The 17,284-nt window shown below is 56.2% G+C and carries 16 protein-coding genes; 9 read left to right on the forward strand and 7 right to left on the reverse strand.

What is annotated here, in order from left to right; genetic code table 11:
• Window positions 1-59: 59 nt before the first annotated feature.
• The 3 genes from eptB to HWQ14_RS03710 all read right to left on the reverse strand — a co-directional run bounded on the left by eptB (window position 60) and on the right by HWQ14_RS03710 (window position 3,975).
• Window positions 60-1,754, reverse strand: coding sequence for a kdo(2)-lipid A phosphoethanolamine 7''-transferase (gene eptB / locus HWQ14_RS03700; RefSeq protein ID WP_148421552.1), 1,695 nt, complete (start codon window positions 1,752-1,754; stop codon window positions 60-62).
• A gap of 237 nt (window positions 1,755-1,991) precedes the next feature.
• Window positions 1,992-3,194, reverse strand: coding sequence for an L-lactate MFS transporter (locus HWQ14_RS03705; protein ID WP_148421554.1), 1,203 nt, complete (start codon window positions 3,192-3,194; stop codon window positions 1,992-1,994).
• A 238-nt stretch (window positions 3,195-3,432) separates the two neighbouring features.
• A complete protein-coding gene (locus HWQ14_RS03710; protein WP_176608990.1) occupies window positions 3,433-3,975 on the reverse strand; it encodes a lipase in 543 nt (180 codons plus the stop codon).
• Window positions 3,976-4,135: 160 nt separating this feature from the next.
• Between HWQ14_RS03710 and tag the strand changes: the two genes are divergently transcribed.
• Entirely contained in the window at window positions 4,136-4,717 is a 582-nt protein-coding gene (gene tag, locus HWQ14_RS03715) for a DNA-3-methyladenine glycosylase I (protein ID WP_176608991.1), read from the forward strand.
• Window positions 4,695-5,141, forward strand: coding sequence for an N-acetyltransferase (locus tag HWQ14_RS03720; RefSeq protein WP_176608992.1), 447 nt, complete (start codon window positions 4,695-4,697; stop codon window positions 5,139-5,141). The genes tag and HWQ14_RS03720 overlap by 23 nt, the downstream gene beginning before the upstream one ends.
• Here HWQ14_RS03720 and HWQ14_RS03725 read toward each other — a convergent pair.
• Window positions 5,104-7,431 (reverse strand): molybdopterin guanine dinucleotide-containing S/N-oxide reductase, encoded by a 2,328-nt coding sequence (locus HWQ14_RS03725; RefSeq protein ID WP_176608993.1) that lies wholly within the window; start codon window positions 7,429-7,431, stop codon window positions 5,104-5,106. The two genes, HWQ14_RS03720 and HWQ14_RS03725, sit on opposite strands and share 38 nt — an antisense overlap.
• A gap of 164 nt (window positions 7,432-7,595) precedes the next feature.
• Here HWQ14_RS03725 and HWQ14_RS03730 point away from each other — a divergent pair, with 164 nt between their 5' ends.
• The 6 genes from HWQ14_RS03730 to ghrB all read left to right on the forward strand — a co-directional run bounded on the left by HWQ14_RS03730 (window position 7,596) and on the right by ghrB (window position 13,595).
• Window positions 7,596-8,258: an OmpA family lipoprotein gene (locus HWQ14_RS03730; RefSeq protein ID WP_148421564.1), complete on the forward strand. Its 663-nt coding sequence runs from the start codon at window positions 7,596-7,598 to the stop codon at window positions 8,256-8,258.
• Between the two features lie 163 nt (window positions 8,259-8,421).
• The gene (locus HWQ14_RS03735; protein WP_176608994.1) at window positions 8,422-9,438 is read left to right on the forward strand and encodes a LacI family DNA-binding transcriptional regulator; all 1,017 of its coding nucleotides are present in this window, start codon (window positions 8,422-8,424) and stop codon (window positions 9,436-9,438) included.
• 102 nt (window positions 9,439-9,540) lie between these two features.
• Window positions 9,541-10,290 carry a sugar phosphate isomerase/epimerase family protein gene (locus HWQ14_RS03740; RefSeq protein ID WP_176608995.1) on the forward strand — a complete coding sequence of 250 codons (750 nt, stop codon included), beginning with the start codon at window positions 9,541-9,543 and terminating at the stop codon, window positions 10,288-10,290.
• A gap of 3 nt (window positions 10,291-10,293) precedes the next feature.
• A complete protein-coding gene (locus HWQ14_RS03745) occupies window positions 10,294-11,232 on the forward strand; it encodes a sugar kinase (RefSeq protein ID WP_176608996.1) in 939 nt (312 codons plus the stop codon).
• Between the two features lie 80 nt (window positions 11,233-11,312).
• On the forward strand, window positions 11,313-12,593 hold the full coding sequence (locus HWQ14_RS03750; RefSeq protein ID WP_176608997.1) for an MFS transporter: 1,281 nt from the start codon (window positions 11,313-11,315) through the stop codon (window positions 12,591-12,593).
• 27 nt (window positions 12,594-12,620) lie between these two features.
• On the forward strand, window positions 12,621-13,595 hold the full coding sequence (gene ghrB, locus HWQ14_RS03755) for a glyoxylate/hydroxypyruvate reductase GhrB (protein WP_148421574.1): 975 nt from the start codon (window positions 12,621-12,623) through the stop codon (window positions 13,593-13,595).
• Window positions 13,596-13,653: 58 nt separating this feature from the next.
• Here ghrB and cspE read toward each other — a convergent pair whose 3' ends face one another.
• Window positions 13,654-13,866: a transcription antiterminator/RNA stability regulator CspE gene (gene cspE / locus HWQ14_RS03760; protein WP_003860775.1), complete on the reverse strand. Its 213-nt coding sequence runs from the start codon at window positions 13,864-13,866 to the stop codon at window positions 13,654-13,656.
• A gap of 245 nt (window positions 13,867-14,111) precedes the next feature.
• Window positions 14,112-14,822: a DUF3053 domain-containing protein gene (locus tag HWQ14_RS03765; RefSeq protein ID WP_148421576.1), complete on the reverse strand. Its 711-nt coding sequence runs from the start codon at window positions 14,820-14,822 to the stop codon at window positions 14,112-14,114.
• 331 nt (window positions 14,823-15,153) lie between these two features.
• Between HWQ14_RS03765 and HWQ14_RS03770 the strand changes: the two genes are divergently transcribed.
• A complete protein-coding gene (locus HWQ14_RS03770; RefSeq protein WP_176608998.1) occupies window positions 15,154-15,441 on the forward strand; it encodes an HTH-type transcriptional regulator in 288 nt (95 codons plus the stop codon).
• A 38-nt stretch (window positions 15,442-15,479) separates the two neighbouring features.
• Here the strand turns inward: HWQ14_RS03770 and HWQ14_RS03775 are convergent, their stop codons facing one another.
• Window positions 15,480-17,099 carry an ABC-F family ATP-binding cassette domain-containing protein gene (locus tag HWQ14_RS03775; protein WP_176608999.1) on the reverse strand — a complete coding sequence of 540 codons (1,620 nt, stop codon included), beginning with the start codon at window positions 17,097-17,099 and terminating at the stop codon, window positions 15,480-15,482.
• Window positions 17,100-17,284 lie beyond the last annotated feature (185 nt).

Below are 17,284 nucleotides of genomic sequence, written 5' to 3' on the forward strand. Positions count from 1 at the left end.
CCCCGTCAATCCCTTATTTTCAAAAAGCCATTCAACTGGCGATATTGTCGCCAGAGCAGCTACTGCGCGGCTTTTGTGGTGTTATCAGGGAGTTTACACCAGTTGTTATTTTCGTTAATCCCACCGTCTGGGGAGGTATAGCCGAGACAGCCCATAATGGTGTCGTACAGCTCAACGTGACGGCGCGGCACCTTAATCTCTGCCTGCTGTTTCAGATGGGCAAACATTTTGGCTTTGTCAGGGTTTTCCAGATACTTATCCGACATCCACATAATCATCGGTACCCGGAACTGCTCCGGCGGCGCCAGCTTACGCGGCGTACCGTGTAAATGCTCTTTCTCGTTGATGGACTCGCCGTGGTCAGCCGCGTAGATAACGATCGCTTTCTTATCGCGCAGCTGATCTATTACCCTGCTGAGGAAAGTATCCACATACAGCACCGTGTTATCGAAAGCATTTACCAGCTCTTCCTTACTACAGCTGGCATTAATGCTGACACACTCCGGCTGCCACTTCGCATAATCTCGCGTGTAACGCTGGTAATAGCTGTAATGTGATCCTTTGGTATGCAGGATAATCAAATGCTTACCTTTAGGATGACTTTTCAAAGACTGTGACATCTCCTCGAGCAACAGCATATCATCGACGCTCTTTCCACGGTTACGCGGCTCGGCGCCAATCTGTTCGCGGTAGGCGATATTGTCCGCCATGGTGTTGGTGTAGAACCACATCTCGCTTTGCATGGCGAACAGATCAGAGCTAAAGCCAAGCTGCTTCAGCACAGCAAACACGTTTTGCTCTTTGAGGGTACGCTGCGGGTTTTCACTCGCACCGCCCTCACGCACAAACATACAGCGCAGCGAGAGCTTCGTGGCGGTATCGCAGGAGTAGCCGCGGTAAGCCACCAGATTCTTTTCCTGCGCCAGCTTCGGCGTGGTGTCGCGGTCATAACCGAGAATGCCCATATGATCCCAGCGCGTCGTTTCGCCGATTACAAAGACCACATACGTATCATCCAGCCCGTCTGCCGGGGCCTGGTAGGTGAATTTTTTGGTCGGGTTGATCAGCGATTTCACATCACTGGACTCGTCCGCCTGCGCCCATGCATACAGGCCTAGCGCCGACAGCCAGTTAGAGGGCAGATACGAGTTGGCGACCACGCCGCCGTAGCTTGGCATATCCACGCCCGTGGCTTTTTCGACATTTCGTTGCTGTTTTTCCATCAGGCGAATCGGTGCCCACACCAGCAGCCCCGCCAGCAGAACAACGACGACGTTGCGGATACGCTGTCCCCGGGTACGCAGCTGGCGTAACAGGGTATAGCGGCAGGTATTGCTCCAGATAAAGAAGAGCGGCACCAGGCAGGTCAGAATTGTCCACATGATGAACCCTTGTCCCACCACCTCTTTCGAGAGGTCGATGTCCGTGGTCATCACCGAGGCGACAATACCATAGCCAATAACTACGTTCATGAAGGTCATGTAATAGCTGGCGGCGGCGGAGATAATCACCACCAGCGAGGCCAGAATTTGCCAGGTACGGCGGCCAAAGAGCGAGAGCAGGCGTAACAGGAAGAATGTCGCGAGGACGGAACCGAACACTTCAATTACGGCAAAAATTCCATTTCTTACGGTGAGGTGCTCGAAGTAACCTTCCACTCTTCTGAACAGCACCGCGCCATTCAGAAATAATCCGATATAGACAGCCAGCATCAAACACAATCTTTGCTGGGTAAGAGACCTAATATATTTCATGCAAACAACCCTGGGGGAAGGGGTATATAGACCCGCCGAATCTCATTGAGAAAGCTGACAGAGTAAGTAGATGCGAGAGAAACCGTTATCAGAAACGTCTACAAGCGCGATAAGTAGACCACAGCGGGAAAGAAAAGTGGCAGCAGAGAATGTGATCGATAAGGATTTTTACAAAATAACAAGTCCGGAAGCGATGCTGAGATAAAAAAAGAGGCCCTGCGGCCTCTTTTTATCGAATCATGCATGCGCTTCTTTATACGCTTCACGCTGCGGCTGACGAATCGTCGTGGAGAGCGCGAGGGAAATAATCAGCAAGGCAAATATCACGCAGAAGGTCACGTAGAAGCCACCAAACAGCGAGGCAATCAGCGAACCGCAAATACTGCCGATACCAAAGCCGAGATAAATCACGCCGTAGTTTTTTGCCAGGTTATTCAGGCCAAAGAACTCGCTCACCAGCGACGGGAAGACGGTAATGGTGCCGCCAAAGTTAAAGGCCACGCACGCGATTGCCGCAAAGAATGTCGCCTCGTTCAGCGGCGCGAACAGCAGCGCCGCCATGCCCACCAGCGAGATAACCTGTCCCAGCGTAATCACGCGGATACGGGCGATTTTGTCAGACAGAATACCCAGGACCAGGCGACCAGAGAGGTTAGCGATGGAGATCACCGTCACCGCATTCGCCGCCGTCGCTGCATCCAGCTTCACCATTCCCTGCGCGATATCTTTCGCCACGCCAATAACATACAGACCGCTCATGCAGGCCGTCAGGAACATCACCGCCAGCATCCAGTACTGCGGTTTACGCATGGACTGCGCGAGGGTGAAATCATTCTCCACCACGCCGTTAACGCTTTTTACCTCCTGCTGAGGAGCATCTTTCATCAGCGTGGCGCCGAAGAGGATCATGACCAGAACAATCACGCCCCAGATCATAAAGGTTTTCTCAAGCCCTACCGAGGCCAGCAGTTGGGAGTCGATGAATTTAAAACCAAGGCTGCCCAAACCATATGAACCAATGGCAAAGGCTGAGATGAGCCCTTTACGCTCCGGGAACCACTTCACGCAGTTGGACAGCGTCAACAGGTAGCCTGCGCCGTCCGCCAGCCCCACCAGCACCCCGGCGCTCAGCCACAGCATCATCAGGTTACTGGAGTGCGCCGTCAGGAAGAAGCCCACCCCCAGCAGGATGCCGGAGGCCATGGTCACGCGCTTCACGCCGAAGCGCTCCTGCAGTTTACCCGCCACGGAGGAGGAAATTGCTAACCCAAGGCTCAGCAGGCCAAAGGAGAACGCCACCTGGCTTATCGGTGCGCCGAGCTTATCGGACAGCGCGCTGTTAAACAGGCTCCAGGTATAGACCGAGCCCAGTGCAAACTGGGTAACGATGGTGCCGAATAGCGTCAGCCAGCGCGTGCGGTTATAGGTTGATGTGTTCATGGCAGTTGTCCTGCAAGAGAAATTAAGGGAATTCGCTGAGGACAACGATACAGAAAACCCTGCAACAGCTGGGGTAAAACGGCATGAGATGCAGGAGAAACGGAATGAAATGCCTGGAATCGGGAATGAATGACCTTGCCGGGAAAGAAAATGCCCGGATGTGAGTGGACACTATCGCCACAAGCCGCGCCATTATTGTATTAAATATGTTACCGCAGCGTTTAAAAAAATAACAACCCTAAAATCTGGCACTCAATCCCAGGGTATATAAATACTCTTCATCGGCCTGCTGGTTATAGCTTATCTTCGCCCAGGGGTGTAAATCACCGTACTGCGTATCGACACGCCACCCCAGCGAGTTAAAGCTGGCATGCCAGAGGGGGTCGGTAAGCGACTGCGTGGTGGTTGTATCACCATACGCATTCACCACTACAGGGGCAGAGCCATCATTGCGCCACGCCATGACGGGTCCGGTCGTGAAACGTCCCGCCACGGGAAAATTCCAGCCAACGCTCAGAACGGTTTCCGCATCCGAACCGGATGGGTCGTTCAGGGCAAACCCCGCAGCATTCTGCGAGCGATTAATACGTTCCGCGAGAATATCTTCATAGCGAGGTTGGTGATCGGCGTCCCATGTATAGCGTTCTGTCGTATTACTTTGTGCATCTGAAACGATATATTCCTGTTGCCACGCAAAAGCGGTGTTACAAGAAAACAGGCAGGCTGAGACGCCCACCAGGCCAGAAGCAGCATGGCGACCACTGATTTTTTTTATCATCATCAAAGCGACTCCAGAAAGAGCCGAGTCCGGCGATATATGTCATTGTTCGAAGAGGTATTAGGGCATATAGCCCTGTATTAACTATTGTCTCTTTAGCAGGCACGTCAAGCCGGGCAGATTGAAATTTTTGCGTTTACCGTATCAGGAAGGGAGAGAGCCTATGCAACGTTGCGGCTGGGTAAGCCAGGATCAGCTTTATATCGATTATCACGACAGGGAATGGGGCGTACCGGAGACCGACGGTAAAAAACTGTTTGAGATGATCTGCCTTGAAGGCCAGCAGGCTGGGCTATCGTGGATCACCGTGCTGAAAAAGCGTGAGAACTACCGCAACGCCTTTCACCGGTTCGATCCGGTTGCCGTTGCGGCAATGGGTGACGAAGACGTGGAAAGGCTGGTTCTGGATGCCGGCATCATCCGCCATCGCGGTAAAATTCAGGCGATTATCGGTAACGCGCGGGCTTACCTGGCGATGGAGCAAAACGGCGAACCTTTTTCGGCCTTCGTCTGGTCGTTTGTGGATAACGAGCCGAAGGTAACCCAGGCCGCCACGCTTGCAGAGATCCCAACCTCGACACCCGCTTCAGATGCCCTGTCAAAAGCGCTAAAAAAACGCGGCTTTAAATTTGTGGGCACCACCATCTGCTACTCCTTTATGCAGGCCTGCGGGTTAGTCAATGGCCACATCACGGGCTGCTTCTGCCACCCGGAGGGAGAACATGATCCGCAAATGGGAAAGTGAGAATACCGCCCGGCTTTTAAGCCTGTGGCTTGAGAGCACAACCGAGGCGCACCCGTTTATCGATGCAGGCTACTGGAAAGCGAATGAAGCAATGGTGCGCGATGAATACCTTCCCGTTGCCGAAACCTGGGTATGGGAGGAGAACGGCGCCCTGCGTGGCTTTATCAGCGTGATGCAGTCCCAGTTCGTTGGCGCCCTGTTTGTCGCCCCGGCATTTATCGGAAAGGGTATCGGGCATGCGCTGCTGAACCACGTTCAGCAGCACTACCCGTATTTAACCCTGGAGGTGTATCAGAAAAACGTGCGGGCGGTGAATTTCTATCATGCTCAGGGTTTTCGCATTGAAGACAGCGCCTGGCAGGATGATACTCAGCACCCGACGTGGATCATGAGCTGGCAGGCGGATCGAACGCCGTCAGCGTAAGCTCTGGCCCCTGATATTTCTCGACCCATGCCAGCGCCGTATTGCCCGCGCAGCCGTTCCCCAGCTTCGAGCTGGGGAGATCTTTGGTCAGCACGTTTACGGCCCCGTTCTTACAAATGCCGCCCTCGTCCAGCGCCAGATCGGGCCATGCGCCCTGATGAATGCAGAAAACGCCAGGGCGGATCCCGTCACTCACCACGGCACCCGCCAGCACCTGCCCGCGCGCGTTCCAGACGCGAACGATATCGCCGCTGTGGATCCCCCGCGCTTTTGCGTCATCGCTATTCAGCACGATCGGCTCACGCCCGGCCACCGCATACTGCTCGCGCAGCGACGAATAGTTGAGCTGGCTGTGCAGACGATGCGCCGGATGGGCTGAGAGCAGCTGGAGCTGCTCCGGCTGCGCATTGCCATGCCATTCGTCCGGCTCCAGCCACGCTGGGTGCGGCGGGCAGTCCGCATAGCCAAAGCTGGCGATGCGCTCGCTGTGGATCACAATCTTCCCGCTTTCCGTTTTTAACGGGTGATTCTCCGGGTCGCGACGGAAATCCGCAAAACGTATAAACCGCGCGTTCTGCTCGCTTTCCGGCATTTCGATAAGCTGATTCGCCTCCCAGAATTCAGCAAACGGCGGCAGCGTCACGCCCTGCGCGGCCCCGCGCTGGCCGGCAATCTGATAAAACGTTTCCAGCCATTGCAGATCCGTTTTACCTTCGGTGAAACGCTCGCGGCCGCCCGCTTCCCACATTTCGCTCAGGTCGGCAAAGACGTCAAAATCATCACGCGCTTCATCCCGTGGAGCGACGACGCGCTTCATCGGCACCATGTGCTGGTTGCTGTAATCCCCGGTCATGGTGAGATCGTTACGCTCGAAAGAGGTCGTGGCCGGCAGCACGATGTCGGCATGCTTCGCTGATGCGGTCCAGAAGCACTCCGAAATCACCACCAGCTCCGGCTTCTGCCAGGCGCGGATCAGGCGGTTAGTATCCTGATGATGGGTGAAGTTGGCCCCGCCCGCCCACCAGACAAATTTGATATCCGGGAAATGGCGGTCCTGACCGTTATGCTGATAAAACCCGCCCGGGTTCTCCAGGGCCTCAACGATGCGCGCCACGGGGATTTTATCTACGGCGTCCACGCCGCCCTGCACCGAGCCCTGCATAGAAGCCAGCACCGCCGCTTTACGCGTCGGATTGCCGCCGTTCGCAAAGTGATAGGAAAGACCAAAACCGCCGCCCGGCGTGCCAATCTGTCCGAGCATGGCGGCAAGCGTCACCAGCATCCAGTGCTTCTGCTCGCCAAACTGCTGGCGCTGCATTCCCCAGCCGGACATCAACATCGTTGCATTATTATGGAATAAGACCGCCAGTTCGCGGATTTTAACCGCCTCTACGCCGCAAATCCCCGCGGCCCACTCTGCCGTTTTGGCGACACCGTCGGATTTGCCCGTCAGATAGTCGGAAAATTTATCGAAACCCGTGGTGCAGCGCGCGAGAAATGCCGTATCGTGCCAGCCGTTCTCAACCAGCGTATGGGCGATACCCAGCATCATTGCCACGTCGGTACCCATATGCGGCGCGATCCACTCGGCGCTGTCCCCGAAGAAATCCATGGTTTCAGAGCGCATCGGGTCGATACAGATGATGCGCTTGCCGCTTTTACGCAGCGCATCGAAATACCCGATGCCCTGTTCGTCGGACGCATTCCAGGCAATTTTCAGGGTGTTGAGCGGGTTGGCGCTCCACAGCACCACCACCCCGGTATGCTCCAGCACCAGCGGCCAGCTGGTCTGCTGCTGGTATACCTCATTGCCTCCTACGACATACGGCATGATCGCCTGCGCCGCTCCGGTAGAGTAATCACCCAGATGGCCGGTATAGCCCCCGGCCAGGCTCATGTAGCGCTGCAGCAGGGTGGCGGCCTTATGCAGCACGCCGTTAGAGCGCCAGCCATACGATCCGGCAAAAATGGACGACGGGCCGTAGCTGTCGCGGATGCGTTTATGCTGCGAGTGGATCAGCGCCAGCGCGTCGTCCCAGCTTACGCGAACGAATTCATCCTGCCCGCGAATGCCCTGCGGTTTATCCGGCGAGGCCAGAAAGCCCTTACGCACCATCGGCCAGCGCACGCGGGTTTTGCTGTGAACCTGATCGCGAACGACGGTCTGTAACGAGTTGAGGTGGCGTGAAGGCAAAGCCCCGCGGGACGACAGCACAGTATCGCCATCAGTTTCGACCAGCATTGGCCCCCAGTGGGCGGCGGTCAGAATGGTTTTGATTGAGGTGCTCAAAGCGTGCGCTCCTGGTTGCGTGCAGGTGTTCCGGCCTTTCGATGAGGCAGTTTAAGGTTTGTGACGAATTTCAGAGTTATGCACTGAATTTTCTCCGTATCCGGACGTCATAATCCACTGCCACGTTCGTCGTGGCAAAGAATAAAAAGGATTAAGGAAATAAGATGAAAAAACGCGTACTCGTTATTGCCGCTCTGGTGAGCGGTGCACTGGCTGTATCTGGCTGCACAACCAACCCTTACTCCGGCGAACGCGAAGCGGGTAAATCCGGCATCGGCGCAGGTATTGGCTCGCTGGTCGGCGCAGGCGTGGGTGCCCTCTCCTCCTCCAAGAAAGATCGTGGCAAAGGCGCGCTAATTGGCGCAGCAGCAGGCGCAGCGCTGGGCGGCGGCGTGGGTTATTACATGGATGTGCAGGAAGCGAAGCTGCGTGACAAAATGAAAGGTACGGGCGTGAGCGTCACGCGCAGCGGCGACAACATCATCCTGAACATGCCAAATAACGTGACCTTCGACAGCAGCAGCGCAACACTGAAGCCCGCAGGCGCGAATACCCTGACCGGCGTGGCCATGGTGCTGAAAGAGTACAACAAGACGGCGGTAAACGTAATTGGCTATACCGACAGCACCGGCGGCCAGGAGCTGAACATGCGCCTGTCGCAGCAGCGTGCCGATTCCGTGGCCAGCTCGCTGATTACCCAGGGCGTTGAAGCGAACCGCATCCGCACCAGCGGTATGGGTCCGGCTAACCCGATTGCCAGCAACAGCACGGCGGAAGGCAAAGCGCAGAACCGTCGCGTTGAGATCACCTTAAGCCCGATTCAGTAGGTGGAAGCAAAACGGCAACGTTCGTTGCCGTTTTTAGCGTTTGCGCCCTCTCCCACGGGAGAGGGTTGGGGTAAGGGCATCAGGCAACACCTTTCATAATGAACCACTTGCCATCGATAATTTTCCCGCTAAGGTATTCTCACTCATTTCAGGGAAATCAGCGATGCGCAAACCAGCCCGGGCCACCATCAGCGACGTGGCGAAAGCCGCCAGAACCGGTAAAACCAGCATCTCGCGCTACCTCAACGGCGAGAAACACCTGCTTTCCGATGCCTTGCTGGCGCGTATTGAACAGGCCATTGCCGAACTCGACTACCGTCCCAGCCTTATGGCGCGCGGCCTCAAGCGCGGTCGAACCCGTCTGATAGGCCTTATTATCGCCGACATCACCAACCCCTACTCCGTTAACGTCCTCAGCGGCATCGAAGCGGCGTGCCGTGAAAAAGGCTTTACCCCGCTGGTCTGTAATACCAATAACGAGGTTGATCAGGAGCTGCACTACCTCGATCTGCTCCGCAGCTATCAGGTAGAAGGGATCGTGGTGAATGCCGTCGGGATGCGTGAAGAAGGGTTAAATCGCCTGCAACAGTCGTCCCTGCCAATGGTGCTTATCGACCGTAAAATCCCGGAGTTTGCCTGCGATGTGGTCGGGCTGGATAACACCCAGGCCGCCACCACCGCCACCGAGCACCTTATCGAGCAGGGTTTCGAAGCGATTCTGTTCCTGAGCGAACCGCTGGGTATGGTAAACACCCGCCGCGACCGTCTGGCGGCGTTTCACGCCACGCTGGCGCGTTATCCCGGCGTAATCGCCGAAAATGCCGAAATCCCCCTGCACGAATCTGGCCAGATGGATAATGCCCTGCGCCAGTTCCACACCCGCCATCGGGGCATGCGTAAAGCGGTGATCTCCGCTAACGGCGCGCTCACGCTTCAGGTGGCGCGCTCGCTCAAGCGTATTGGCCTGCACTGGGGCAGCGACATCGGCTTACTCGGCTTCGATGAGCTGGAGTGGGCAGAAATAGCAGGCGTGGGGATTACCACACTCAAGCAACCTACCTGGCAGATCGGCTATGCCGCTGTTGAACAAGTGGTTCGTCGAATTGAAGGCACCAGCGACGCCGTCCGCGAGCAGGTTTTTTCCGGCGAGCTGATCGTTCGCGGCTCTACCGCCCGTTAAACTCCCCTTCGTGACAGCGATCATAAATCTGGCATCCTGAACTTTTCTTTGGAACCGGTTCCATCTAGCGTAATACTATCGATTACGCGATGGAGTCAGGAAATGAGCAGGAAAATAATGGTGGTCACCGCCGCGTATGGCGCCGACCGTGTGCGTCAGGCGGGCGGACAGCGGGCGATGCTGCCCGTAATTGCTGCCGCAGGGGCGGATGGCGTCGAGATCCGCCGCGAGCTGTTTTGCAGCGACGAACTGCTGGCGCTGCCTGCGCTTGGCGAGTCCATTGAACTGCTGGGTTTGCTGGCGTGCTACTCGGCACCGGCGCCCCTGTTTATGCCAGACGGAACCCTCACCCCGGATCTCCCGCGCTATCTTGCCGAAGCCAGCACGCTGAACGCGCTGTGGCTTAAGGTCTCACTGGGTCATTTCAGCAACAAACAGCCGCTTCACTCCCTGCGCGCGCTGCTGGATGAAAGCGGCATGACGCTGGTGGTAGAGAACGATCAGACGGACTGCGGCCAGCTCGCCCCGATGCAGCGCTTCAAGGCCGCCTGTCGGGTGATGTCGCTGCCGGTTACGCTGACGTTCGATATGGGCAACTGGCTGTGGGTCGGCGACTCTCCGGAAGAGGCCGCGCGCCAGCTGGCTCCGGCCGTCAGCTATATTCACGTCAAAGCCGCCGTCCCCCACAAGGAGCAGTTCCGCGCCGTTGCCCCGGACCAGAGCGACTCAGGCTGGCGGGATCTGCTTAATCAACTGCCTGCCGACGCCCCGCGCGGTATCGAGTTTCCGCTCGAAGGGACGGACTTGACCGCCGTTACCCGTCATTACGTCAACCTGCTGCGCGAGGAGTAAACCATGCACAAGACGCTGGATGTGATCACTATCGGCGAGGCCATGGCAATGTTCGTTGCCACCGAAACGGGCGAGCTGAGCGCGGTTGAACGCTTTATTAAACGCGTGGCAGGCGCAGAGCTGAACGTTGCAACCGGGCTGGCGCGCCTTGGGCTGAACGTCGGATGGGTGAGCCGCGTGGGGGATGACAGCTTTGGCCATTTCGTTCTCGACTCGCTGAAAAAAGAGGGGATTGATGCCGAAGGCGTCACGCTCGACGGGCGCTTCCCGACCGGCTTTCAGCTTAAGTCTAAAGTCGAAAATGGAACCGATCCCATCGTGGAATACTTCCGCAAAGGGTCGGCGGCAAGCCATCTCTCGGTGGAAGATTATCACGCCGACTATTTTGCATGTGCACGCCATCTGCACCTGAGCGGTGTGGCAGCCGCATTGTCGGCCAGCTCGTATGAGCTGCTCGATCGTGCCGCGACCACCATGAAGGCTCTGGGTAAGACGATCTCGTTCGATCCTAACCTGCGTCCGGTGCTGTGGAAAAGCGAGGCGGATATGGTCGAGAAGCTGAATCGTCTGGCATTCCAGGCGGACTGGGTTCTGCCGGGTATAAAAGAGGGAATGATCCTCACGGGCGAAGGTACGCCGGAAGGCATTGCTGATTTTTATCTCAACAGAGGTGTGAAGGCCGTGGTGCTGAAAACCGGTGCCGACGGCGCATGGTTTAAAACCGCCGACGGTGAGCAAGGCGCGGTCGCCGCGGTAAAAGTCGACAACGTGGTCGATACCGTGGGCGCTGGCGATGGATTTGCCGTCGGGGTCATCAGTGCCCTGCTGGAAGGCAAACCGCTGCCGCAGGCCGTGGCGCGTGGCAACAAAATTGGTTCGCTGGCGATTCAGGTGCAGGGCGACAGTGAAGGCCTGCCAACCCGCGCGCAGCTTAACGACTAAATCCCCTCACCCCGGCCCTCTCCCCAAAGGGGAGAGGGTTAGGGTAAGGGGTTAACAACCTCAACAACAGAGGCAAGCCTATGAACAGTTCGACCAATGCAGTAAAACGCTGGTGGTACATCATGCCAATCGTGTTTATCACGTACAGCCTGGCGTACCTGGATCGTGCCAACTTCAGTTTTGCATCCGCCGCCGGGATCAACGAAGACCTCGGGATCACCAAAGGGGTATCCTCCCTGCTGGGGGCTCTCTTCTTCCTGGGCTATTTTTTCTTCCAGATCCCCGGCGCGATTTACGCCGAGCGCCGCAGCGTGCGAAAGCTTATCTTCATCTGCCTGATCCTGTGGGGCGCATGTGCATCCCTCACTGGGGTGGTGAATAATATTCCTGCTCTGGCCGCCATTCGCTTCATTCTCGGCGTGGTTGAGGCGGCAGTTATGCCGGCGATGCTGATTTATATCAGCAACTGGTTCACGAAATCCGAGCGTTCACGCGCCAATACGTTCCTGATACTCGGCAATCCGGTCACCGTACTGTGGATGTCGGTGGTTTCCGGCTACCTCATCCAGTCCTACGGCTGGCGTGAGATGTTTATCATCGAAGGGGTTCCCGCGATCCTCTGGGCCTTCTGCTGGTGGGTGCTGGTAAAAGATAAGCCTGCCCAGGCAAAGTGGCTTTCGGAGGATGAGAAAGCCGCACTGCAGGCGCAGCTGGATAAAGAGCAGCAGGGGCTGAAAGCGGTGCGTAACTATGGCGAAGCCTTCCGCTCCCGTAACGTCATCCTGCTGTGCGCGCAGTATTTTACCTGGAGCATTGGCGTGTACGGCTTTGTGCTGTGGCTGCCGTCGATTATCCGCAGCGGCGGTGAGAACCTGGGCATGGTGGAAGTTGGCTGGCTGTCATCGGTGCCTTACCTGGCCGCAACCATCGCGATGATCGTCGTTTCCTGGGCGTCGGACAGGCTGCAAAACCGTAAGCTGTTCGTCTGGCCACTGCTGCTGATCGCTGCCTTTGCCTTTATTGGCTCCTGGGCCGTGGGTGCGAACCACTTCTGGGCCTCCTATACGCTGCTGGTGATCGCGGGTGCTGCCATGTACGCCCCATATGGTCCGTTCTTTGCCATCATCCCGGAAATGCTGCCGCGTAACGTCGCGGGCGGCGCGATGGCGCTGATCAACAGCATGGGTGCGTTGGGCTCGTTCTTTGGCTCGTGGTTTGTCGGCTATCTCAACGGCGCAACCGGCAGCCCTTCAGCCTCTTACATCTTTATGGGGGTGGCGCTTTTTGCCTCGGTATGGCTTACTCTGATCGTTAAGCCTGCTAATAATCAACAGCTACCCGTCGGCGCACGCCACGCCTGAATCCTTTTAAAATCAACGGAGATTAGCATGAAGCCGTCCGTCATTTTGTACAAAGCACTGCCCGAAGATCTGCAAAAACGCCTGGAAGAACACTTTACCGTTACCCGGGTGAAGAACCTCAGCCCGGAAACCGTGGCGCAGCACGCCGACGCGTTTGCCAGCGCCGAGGGCCTGCTGGGGTCAAGCGAAAAGGTGGATGCAGCGCTGCTGGAGAAAATGCCGAAGCTTCGTGCAACCTCAACCGTTTCCGTGGGTTACGACAACTTCGACGTGGATGCGCTTAACGCGCGCAACATCCTGCTGATGCATACGCCACATGCCCTGACGGAAACCGTCGCCGACACGCTGATGGCGCTGGTGCTCAGCACCGCCCGTCGCGTGGTGGAAGTGGCTGAGCGCGTAAAGGCAGGCGAATGGACGAAAAGCATCGGCTCCGACTGGTTCGGCGTGGACGTTCATGGCAAAACCCTGGGAATAGTCGGGATGGGGCGTATCGGTATGGCGCTGGCCCGGCGCGCCCATTTCGGCTTCAACATGCCGATTCTCTATAACGCACGCCGTCATCACGGCGAAGCTGAGGAGCGCTTCAACGCCCGCTACTGCGAGCTTGATGCGCTGCTACAGGAAGCCGACTTTGTCTGCCTGATCCTGCCGCTGACGGATGAAACGCGTCATCTCTTTGGCAAAGCGGCGTTTGAAAAGATGAAGAGATCGGCCATTTTCATCAACGCGGGTCGCGGCCCGGTGGTGGATGAGAAGGCGCTGATTGAGGCACTGCAAAACGGTGAGATCCACGCCGCCGGCCTGGACGTGTTTGAACAGGAGCCGCTGCCGGTAGATTCTCCGCTGCTGGCCATGCCAAACGTCGTCGCCCTGCCCCACATCGGCTCTGCGACTCACGAAACGCGCTACAGCATGGCGGCGACCGCAGTAGACAACCTGATTGCTGCGCTTAGCGGAAAAGTGGATAAAAACTGCGTTAATCCGCAGGTACGGCAGTAGAAACGAAAAAACCCGCCAGAAGGCGGGTTTTTGAATTTTGTGCTACTGGGTTGGAAGCTTACAGGCTTACAACGTTACCAGCTGCTGGGCCTTTAGCGCCGCTTTCGATGGTGAAGGAAACTTTCTGACCTTCATCCAGAGATTTGTAGCCATCGTTCTGGATAGCAGAGAAGTGTACGAACACGTCTTTAGAGCCATCGTCAGGAGTGATGAAGCCGAAACCTTTATCAGCGTTGAACCATTTTACCAGACCAGTCATTTTAGCAGACATAGAAATTACCTTATTAACAAATATATTGTGCCTTCCGGCTTTGATGGATTGCGTTACAGATTTTTAAGCGATGAAGGAAGGGTCACTACGAAGGGTATCTATGGATAACAATCTGGACTGCTTTACTAAACTGCTTTAGGTCTGTGTAACAAACCGACGAACATAGTTATACCGATGTGGTAGACGAATGACAAGCGTTATTTTCATTACGCATAAAAAAACCCCGCCGGAAGCGGGGGTTTTTATTATTCCGTAGCAGCGACCGCTGCGCTCCATGCCTGGCTAAAGGCCTGGTGCTGGGACGCCAGCGGCCCGATCAGCGTATTGTACTGGCTCGCCTGCTGGGAGGTCGGGAACTGGATACCATTAGAGACGAAGCTCACCTGCGTACCCTGTTCACTGATAAAGTCACCCACCTGCACCAGCTGCTGAGTAAAGACCTGAGCAGCCGGGATCAGCGGCTGCAAGGCGTTTGACGGTTTGGTCACCACTTTCTCATACACCTGGTCGTAGACCGGTTTCAGATCTTCGCCCTGCTTCAGCGCGGAGCGCGATGCATCAGCCTGCATTTTGGCATTTTGCAGCTGCTGGCTCAGCACCCCAAGCGCACCGTTGGACTGGCGCAGCGGTTCACGCTGGGTCATATAATCCTGCGGTACGCGGATGGCATTTACGCTGTCCACGACCGGGCGGATCCCGGAATCCATCGCCTGGCTTACCTGCTGCGAATAGCCATACAGAATGGCGTAATCAGAGACGAATGGACCAAACTGTTTTTTCTGATCCGCAGTCAGCGTTGGTAAACGCTCGCCGCTACGCATCACTGTATTCTGGAGAAAATCGATAAACGCTTTGCGCTGATCGCCTTCCTTATCAAAACACCCGCTCAGGCTAACCACCATTAATAACGCCGCTACAGGCGCAAACCAGCGAGAGCAGGACTTTCCTGTCGCCATTTTATTACTCCTTTCACCCAAAAAAGCGCACACCGGCACACGCGTGCCTAACGCTGACAAGAATAGTCCAGGACAGCCTTGCAAGATAGACTTTTCATACAAAACGGGTATTCCCATTTTATGGCTTACTATTTACAAAAAAATACCTGACCCGCCCGATATATGACTAATCAGGTAATTAGCATAAATATCCATATAGCTGAAACGCGTAAAGCGATGGTGATCGCACAATTAATCACAGCCGTGACGATCCTGTGTCTGGTTTAGGGACTATTCTTAACAGGCTCTCTGATGTTCATGATCCCGATGTGTGATTTATGAGGAGTTCTCAATGGAATTAAAAGATCCTGAGTTTGAGCTGCTGAGCAGCCTGGAACAGATTATTTTTAAAGATGTACCGCCGACGTTTACCCTGCAAACAAAGCCCAATCCTTTCAGTGAATTTGAGCGTTTACGCAAAGGATCGGGCCTGAAAACAGATGAATTCGCAAGAGCGATGGGTGTCAGCGTAGCGATGGTAATGGAGTGGGAGTCAAAACGCGAAAAACCTACTCCGGCCGAGTTAAAGCTGATGCGCCTGATTCAGGCGAACCCAGACCTTCGCAAGCAGTTAGCCTGATAACGTTTTTTTGCCCCCGCCCTTGCGGGGGCTTGTGTTTACAGACTTCCGCATCGCCATCCTGACTCTTCCCACACCAGCTCATGCGTCAGCTTCAGCCCTTTCAGAAAGGCTTCATCGTGCGATACCACCAGCAGCGCGCCGGGAAAATCGGCCAGGGCCGCTTCAATGGCCTGAACGGAGGCCAGATCGAGATGATTGGTCGGCTCATCCAGAAGCAACAGCTGCGCTGAAGCTTCACGCCACAACGCGCAGGCCAGCGCGGCCTTCAGGCGCTCGCCGCCGCTCAGTTCACCCAGAGGAAGCGTTACTTTTTCCGCGCCCAGCTGAAGCTGCGCCAGCCGGGTACGCAGCGTGCCCTCCTCGAGCGGCGTATTGCCCAGGTTGAGGTGTGTCATCACCGACTGCGACAGATCCAGCCGGGAAAGTTGCTGATCGAGACAGGCGCGCGTGACGGAGACGTTACAGGTACCGGAAACGGGGGCAGTTTCGCCCAGCATCACTTTTAAAAGCGTAGATTTCCCACAGCCGTTAGGCCCGCGAAGCGCCACGCGCATGGGGCCGTCCATTCGCCAGTTTATCGGCGGGAGAGACACATGCGGAAGCACCAGATCCTGGAGCACCAGCACCTGCTTCCCTTGCGCAATTTGACTGCCCGGCAGGGTAAACATCACCGCGTTATCCGCTTCTACCCGCTCGCGTGCCTGGTTAACCGCAGCGTTAAGCGCATCATTTTGATCGCTATGCTGTTTTTTCCAGGAACCGATGCGCTCTTTCGCCGCCGCTTTGTACTTGACCCGTTCAAACGAGGCAATGTTGAGGCTATCGACCTTGCGAAGCGTTTTTGCTGAACGCCGCTGGCTGTCATCATGCTCTTTATGCATACGGGCGCGGGTACGTTTACGCTCGGTGGCGGCATGTTCCAGCGCAGCGCGGGCGGCCTGCTGCTCAGCGTCACGCTGGCTTTTATAGTCAGCATAATTTCCGCCGAAGCTGCGCAAGCCAAAAGCGCTCAGTTCAAGGATGCGCGTTACCTGCGCCAGTAACTCACGGTCGTGAGAGGCCACCAGCACGCCGCCCTGATACCGGGAAAGCTGCTCGTAGAACCATTCCCGGCCCTGCCCGTCGAGGTGGTTGGTCGGTTCATCCAGAAGCAGGTAATCCGCATCTTCGGTGAATGCGCCACACAGCAAGGCACGAATACGCTCGCCGCCGCTCAGCGCCGCTGCGGGTTTATTTGGATCGAACGGGGGAAGGTTTGCAGCGATGAAAGCATGGCTCAGACGTTCAGCCAGATCCCAGCGTCCCTCGAGCGTGTCGAGATCCTCGGGTTCATAATCACCGCTGTCGACGCGTTTACGGGCGGCGAAGATCGCCTCATGGCCAAGCAGCCCGGCAAGCGTGGCGTGAGGGGAAATATCCTGCTGCTGGGCCACGTAGGCGTGCGAGCCAAAGCGCTCAACGTGCCCGCTGGCGGGTTCGTCTATGCCAGCCAGCAGGCGCAGCAGGCGCGTTTTTCCACTGCCGTTGCGGCCAACCAGCGCGCAAACCGACGAATCCAGAGAAAGATTCAGTGGACCAAAAAGGATATCGCCCGTCGCAAACTGACAGGTGACCTGATGCAAAATAAAAGAGGGGGACTGCGCAAAATGAGCCATAAGCACTCCTGAATGAAATCAAAACATCCCCTGCCGACGCGTTGCGTTTAGCAAGGATCGAAATTCATCAGTCGTGTTTGTTCATTTTTGGGGGGCGCTCCTGAGGACGAAATTTATCCGGAATAAGGATAGCGGTAATGCGCTGCCCATTTCAAGGTTAAATTTTCACCAGCGCTTTTATCAGA

Source organism: Enterobacter cloacae (genome assembly GCF_013375935.1).
Taxonomy (GTDB): Bacteria; Pseudomonadota; Gammaproteobacteria; order Enterobacterales; family Enterobacteriaceae; genus Enterobacter; species Enterobacter pasteurii.

Bases quoted from the DNA above. Each gene is read 5' to 3' on its own strand.
- eptB (WP_148421552.1), bottom strand. From the start codon at position 1,754: ATGAAATATATTAGGTCTCTTACCCAGCAAAGATTGTGTTTGATGCTG.
- HWQ14_RS03705 (WP_148421554.1), bottom strand. From the start codon at position 3,194: ATGAACACATCAACCTATAACCGCACGCGCTGGCTGACGCTATTCGGC.
- HWQ14_RS03710 (WP_176608990.1), bottom strand. From the start codon at position 3,975: ATGATGATAAAAAAAATCAGTGGTCGCCATGCTGCTTCTGGCCTGGTG.
- tag (WP_176608991.1), top strand. From the start codon at position 4,136: ATGCAACGTTGCGGCTGGGTAAGCCAGGATCAGCTTTATATCGATTAT.
- HWQ14_RS03720 (WP_176608992.1), top strand. From the start codon at position 4,695: ATGATCCGCAAATGGGAAAGTGAGAATACCGCCCGGCTTTTAAGCCTG.
- HWQ14_RS03730 (WP_148421564.1), top strand. From the start codon at position 7,596: ATGAAAAAACGCGTACTCGTTATTGCCGCTCTGGTGAGCGGTGCACTG.
- HWQ14_RS03735 (WP_176608994.1), top strand. From the start codon at position 8,422: ATGCGCAAACCAGCCCGGGCCACCATCAGCGACGTGGCGAAAGCCGCC.
- HWQ14_RS03740 (WP_176608995.1), top strand. From the start codon at position 9,541: ATGAGCAGGAAAATAATGGTGGTCACCGCCGCGTATGGCGCCGACCGT.
- HWQ14_RS03745 (WP_176608996.1), top strand. From the start codon at position 10,294: ATGCACAAGACGCTGGATGTGATCACTATCGGCGAGGCCATGGCAATG.
- HWQ14_RS03750 (WP_176608997.1), top strand. From the start codon at position 11,313: ATGAACAGTTCGACCAATGCAGTAAAACGCTGGTGGTACATCATGCCA.
- ghrB (WP_148421574.1), top strand. From the start codon at position 12,621: ATGAAGCCGTCCGTCATTTTGTACAAAGCACTGCCCGAAGATCTGCAA.
- cspE (WP_003860775.1), bottom strand. From the start codon at position 13,866: ATGTCTGCTAAAATGACTGGTCTGGTAAAATGGTTCAACGCTGATAAA.
- HWQ14_RS03765 (WP_148421576.1), bottom strand. From the start codon at position 14,822: ATGGCGACAGGAAAGTCCTGCTCTCGCTGGTTTGCGCCTGTAGCGGCG.
- HWQ14_RS03770 (WP_176608998.1), top strand. From the start codon at position 15,154: ATGGAATTAAAAGATCCTGAGTTTGAGCTGCTGAGCAGCCTGGAACAG.
- HWQ14_RS03775 (WP_176608999.1), bottom strand. From the start codon at position 17,099: ATGGCTCATTTTGCGCAGTCCCCCTCTTTTATTTTGCATCAGGTCACC.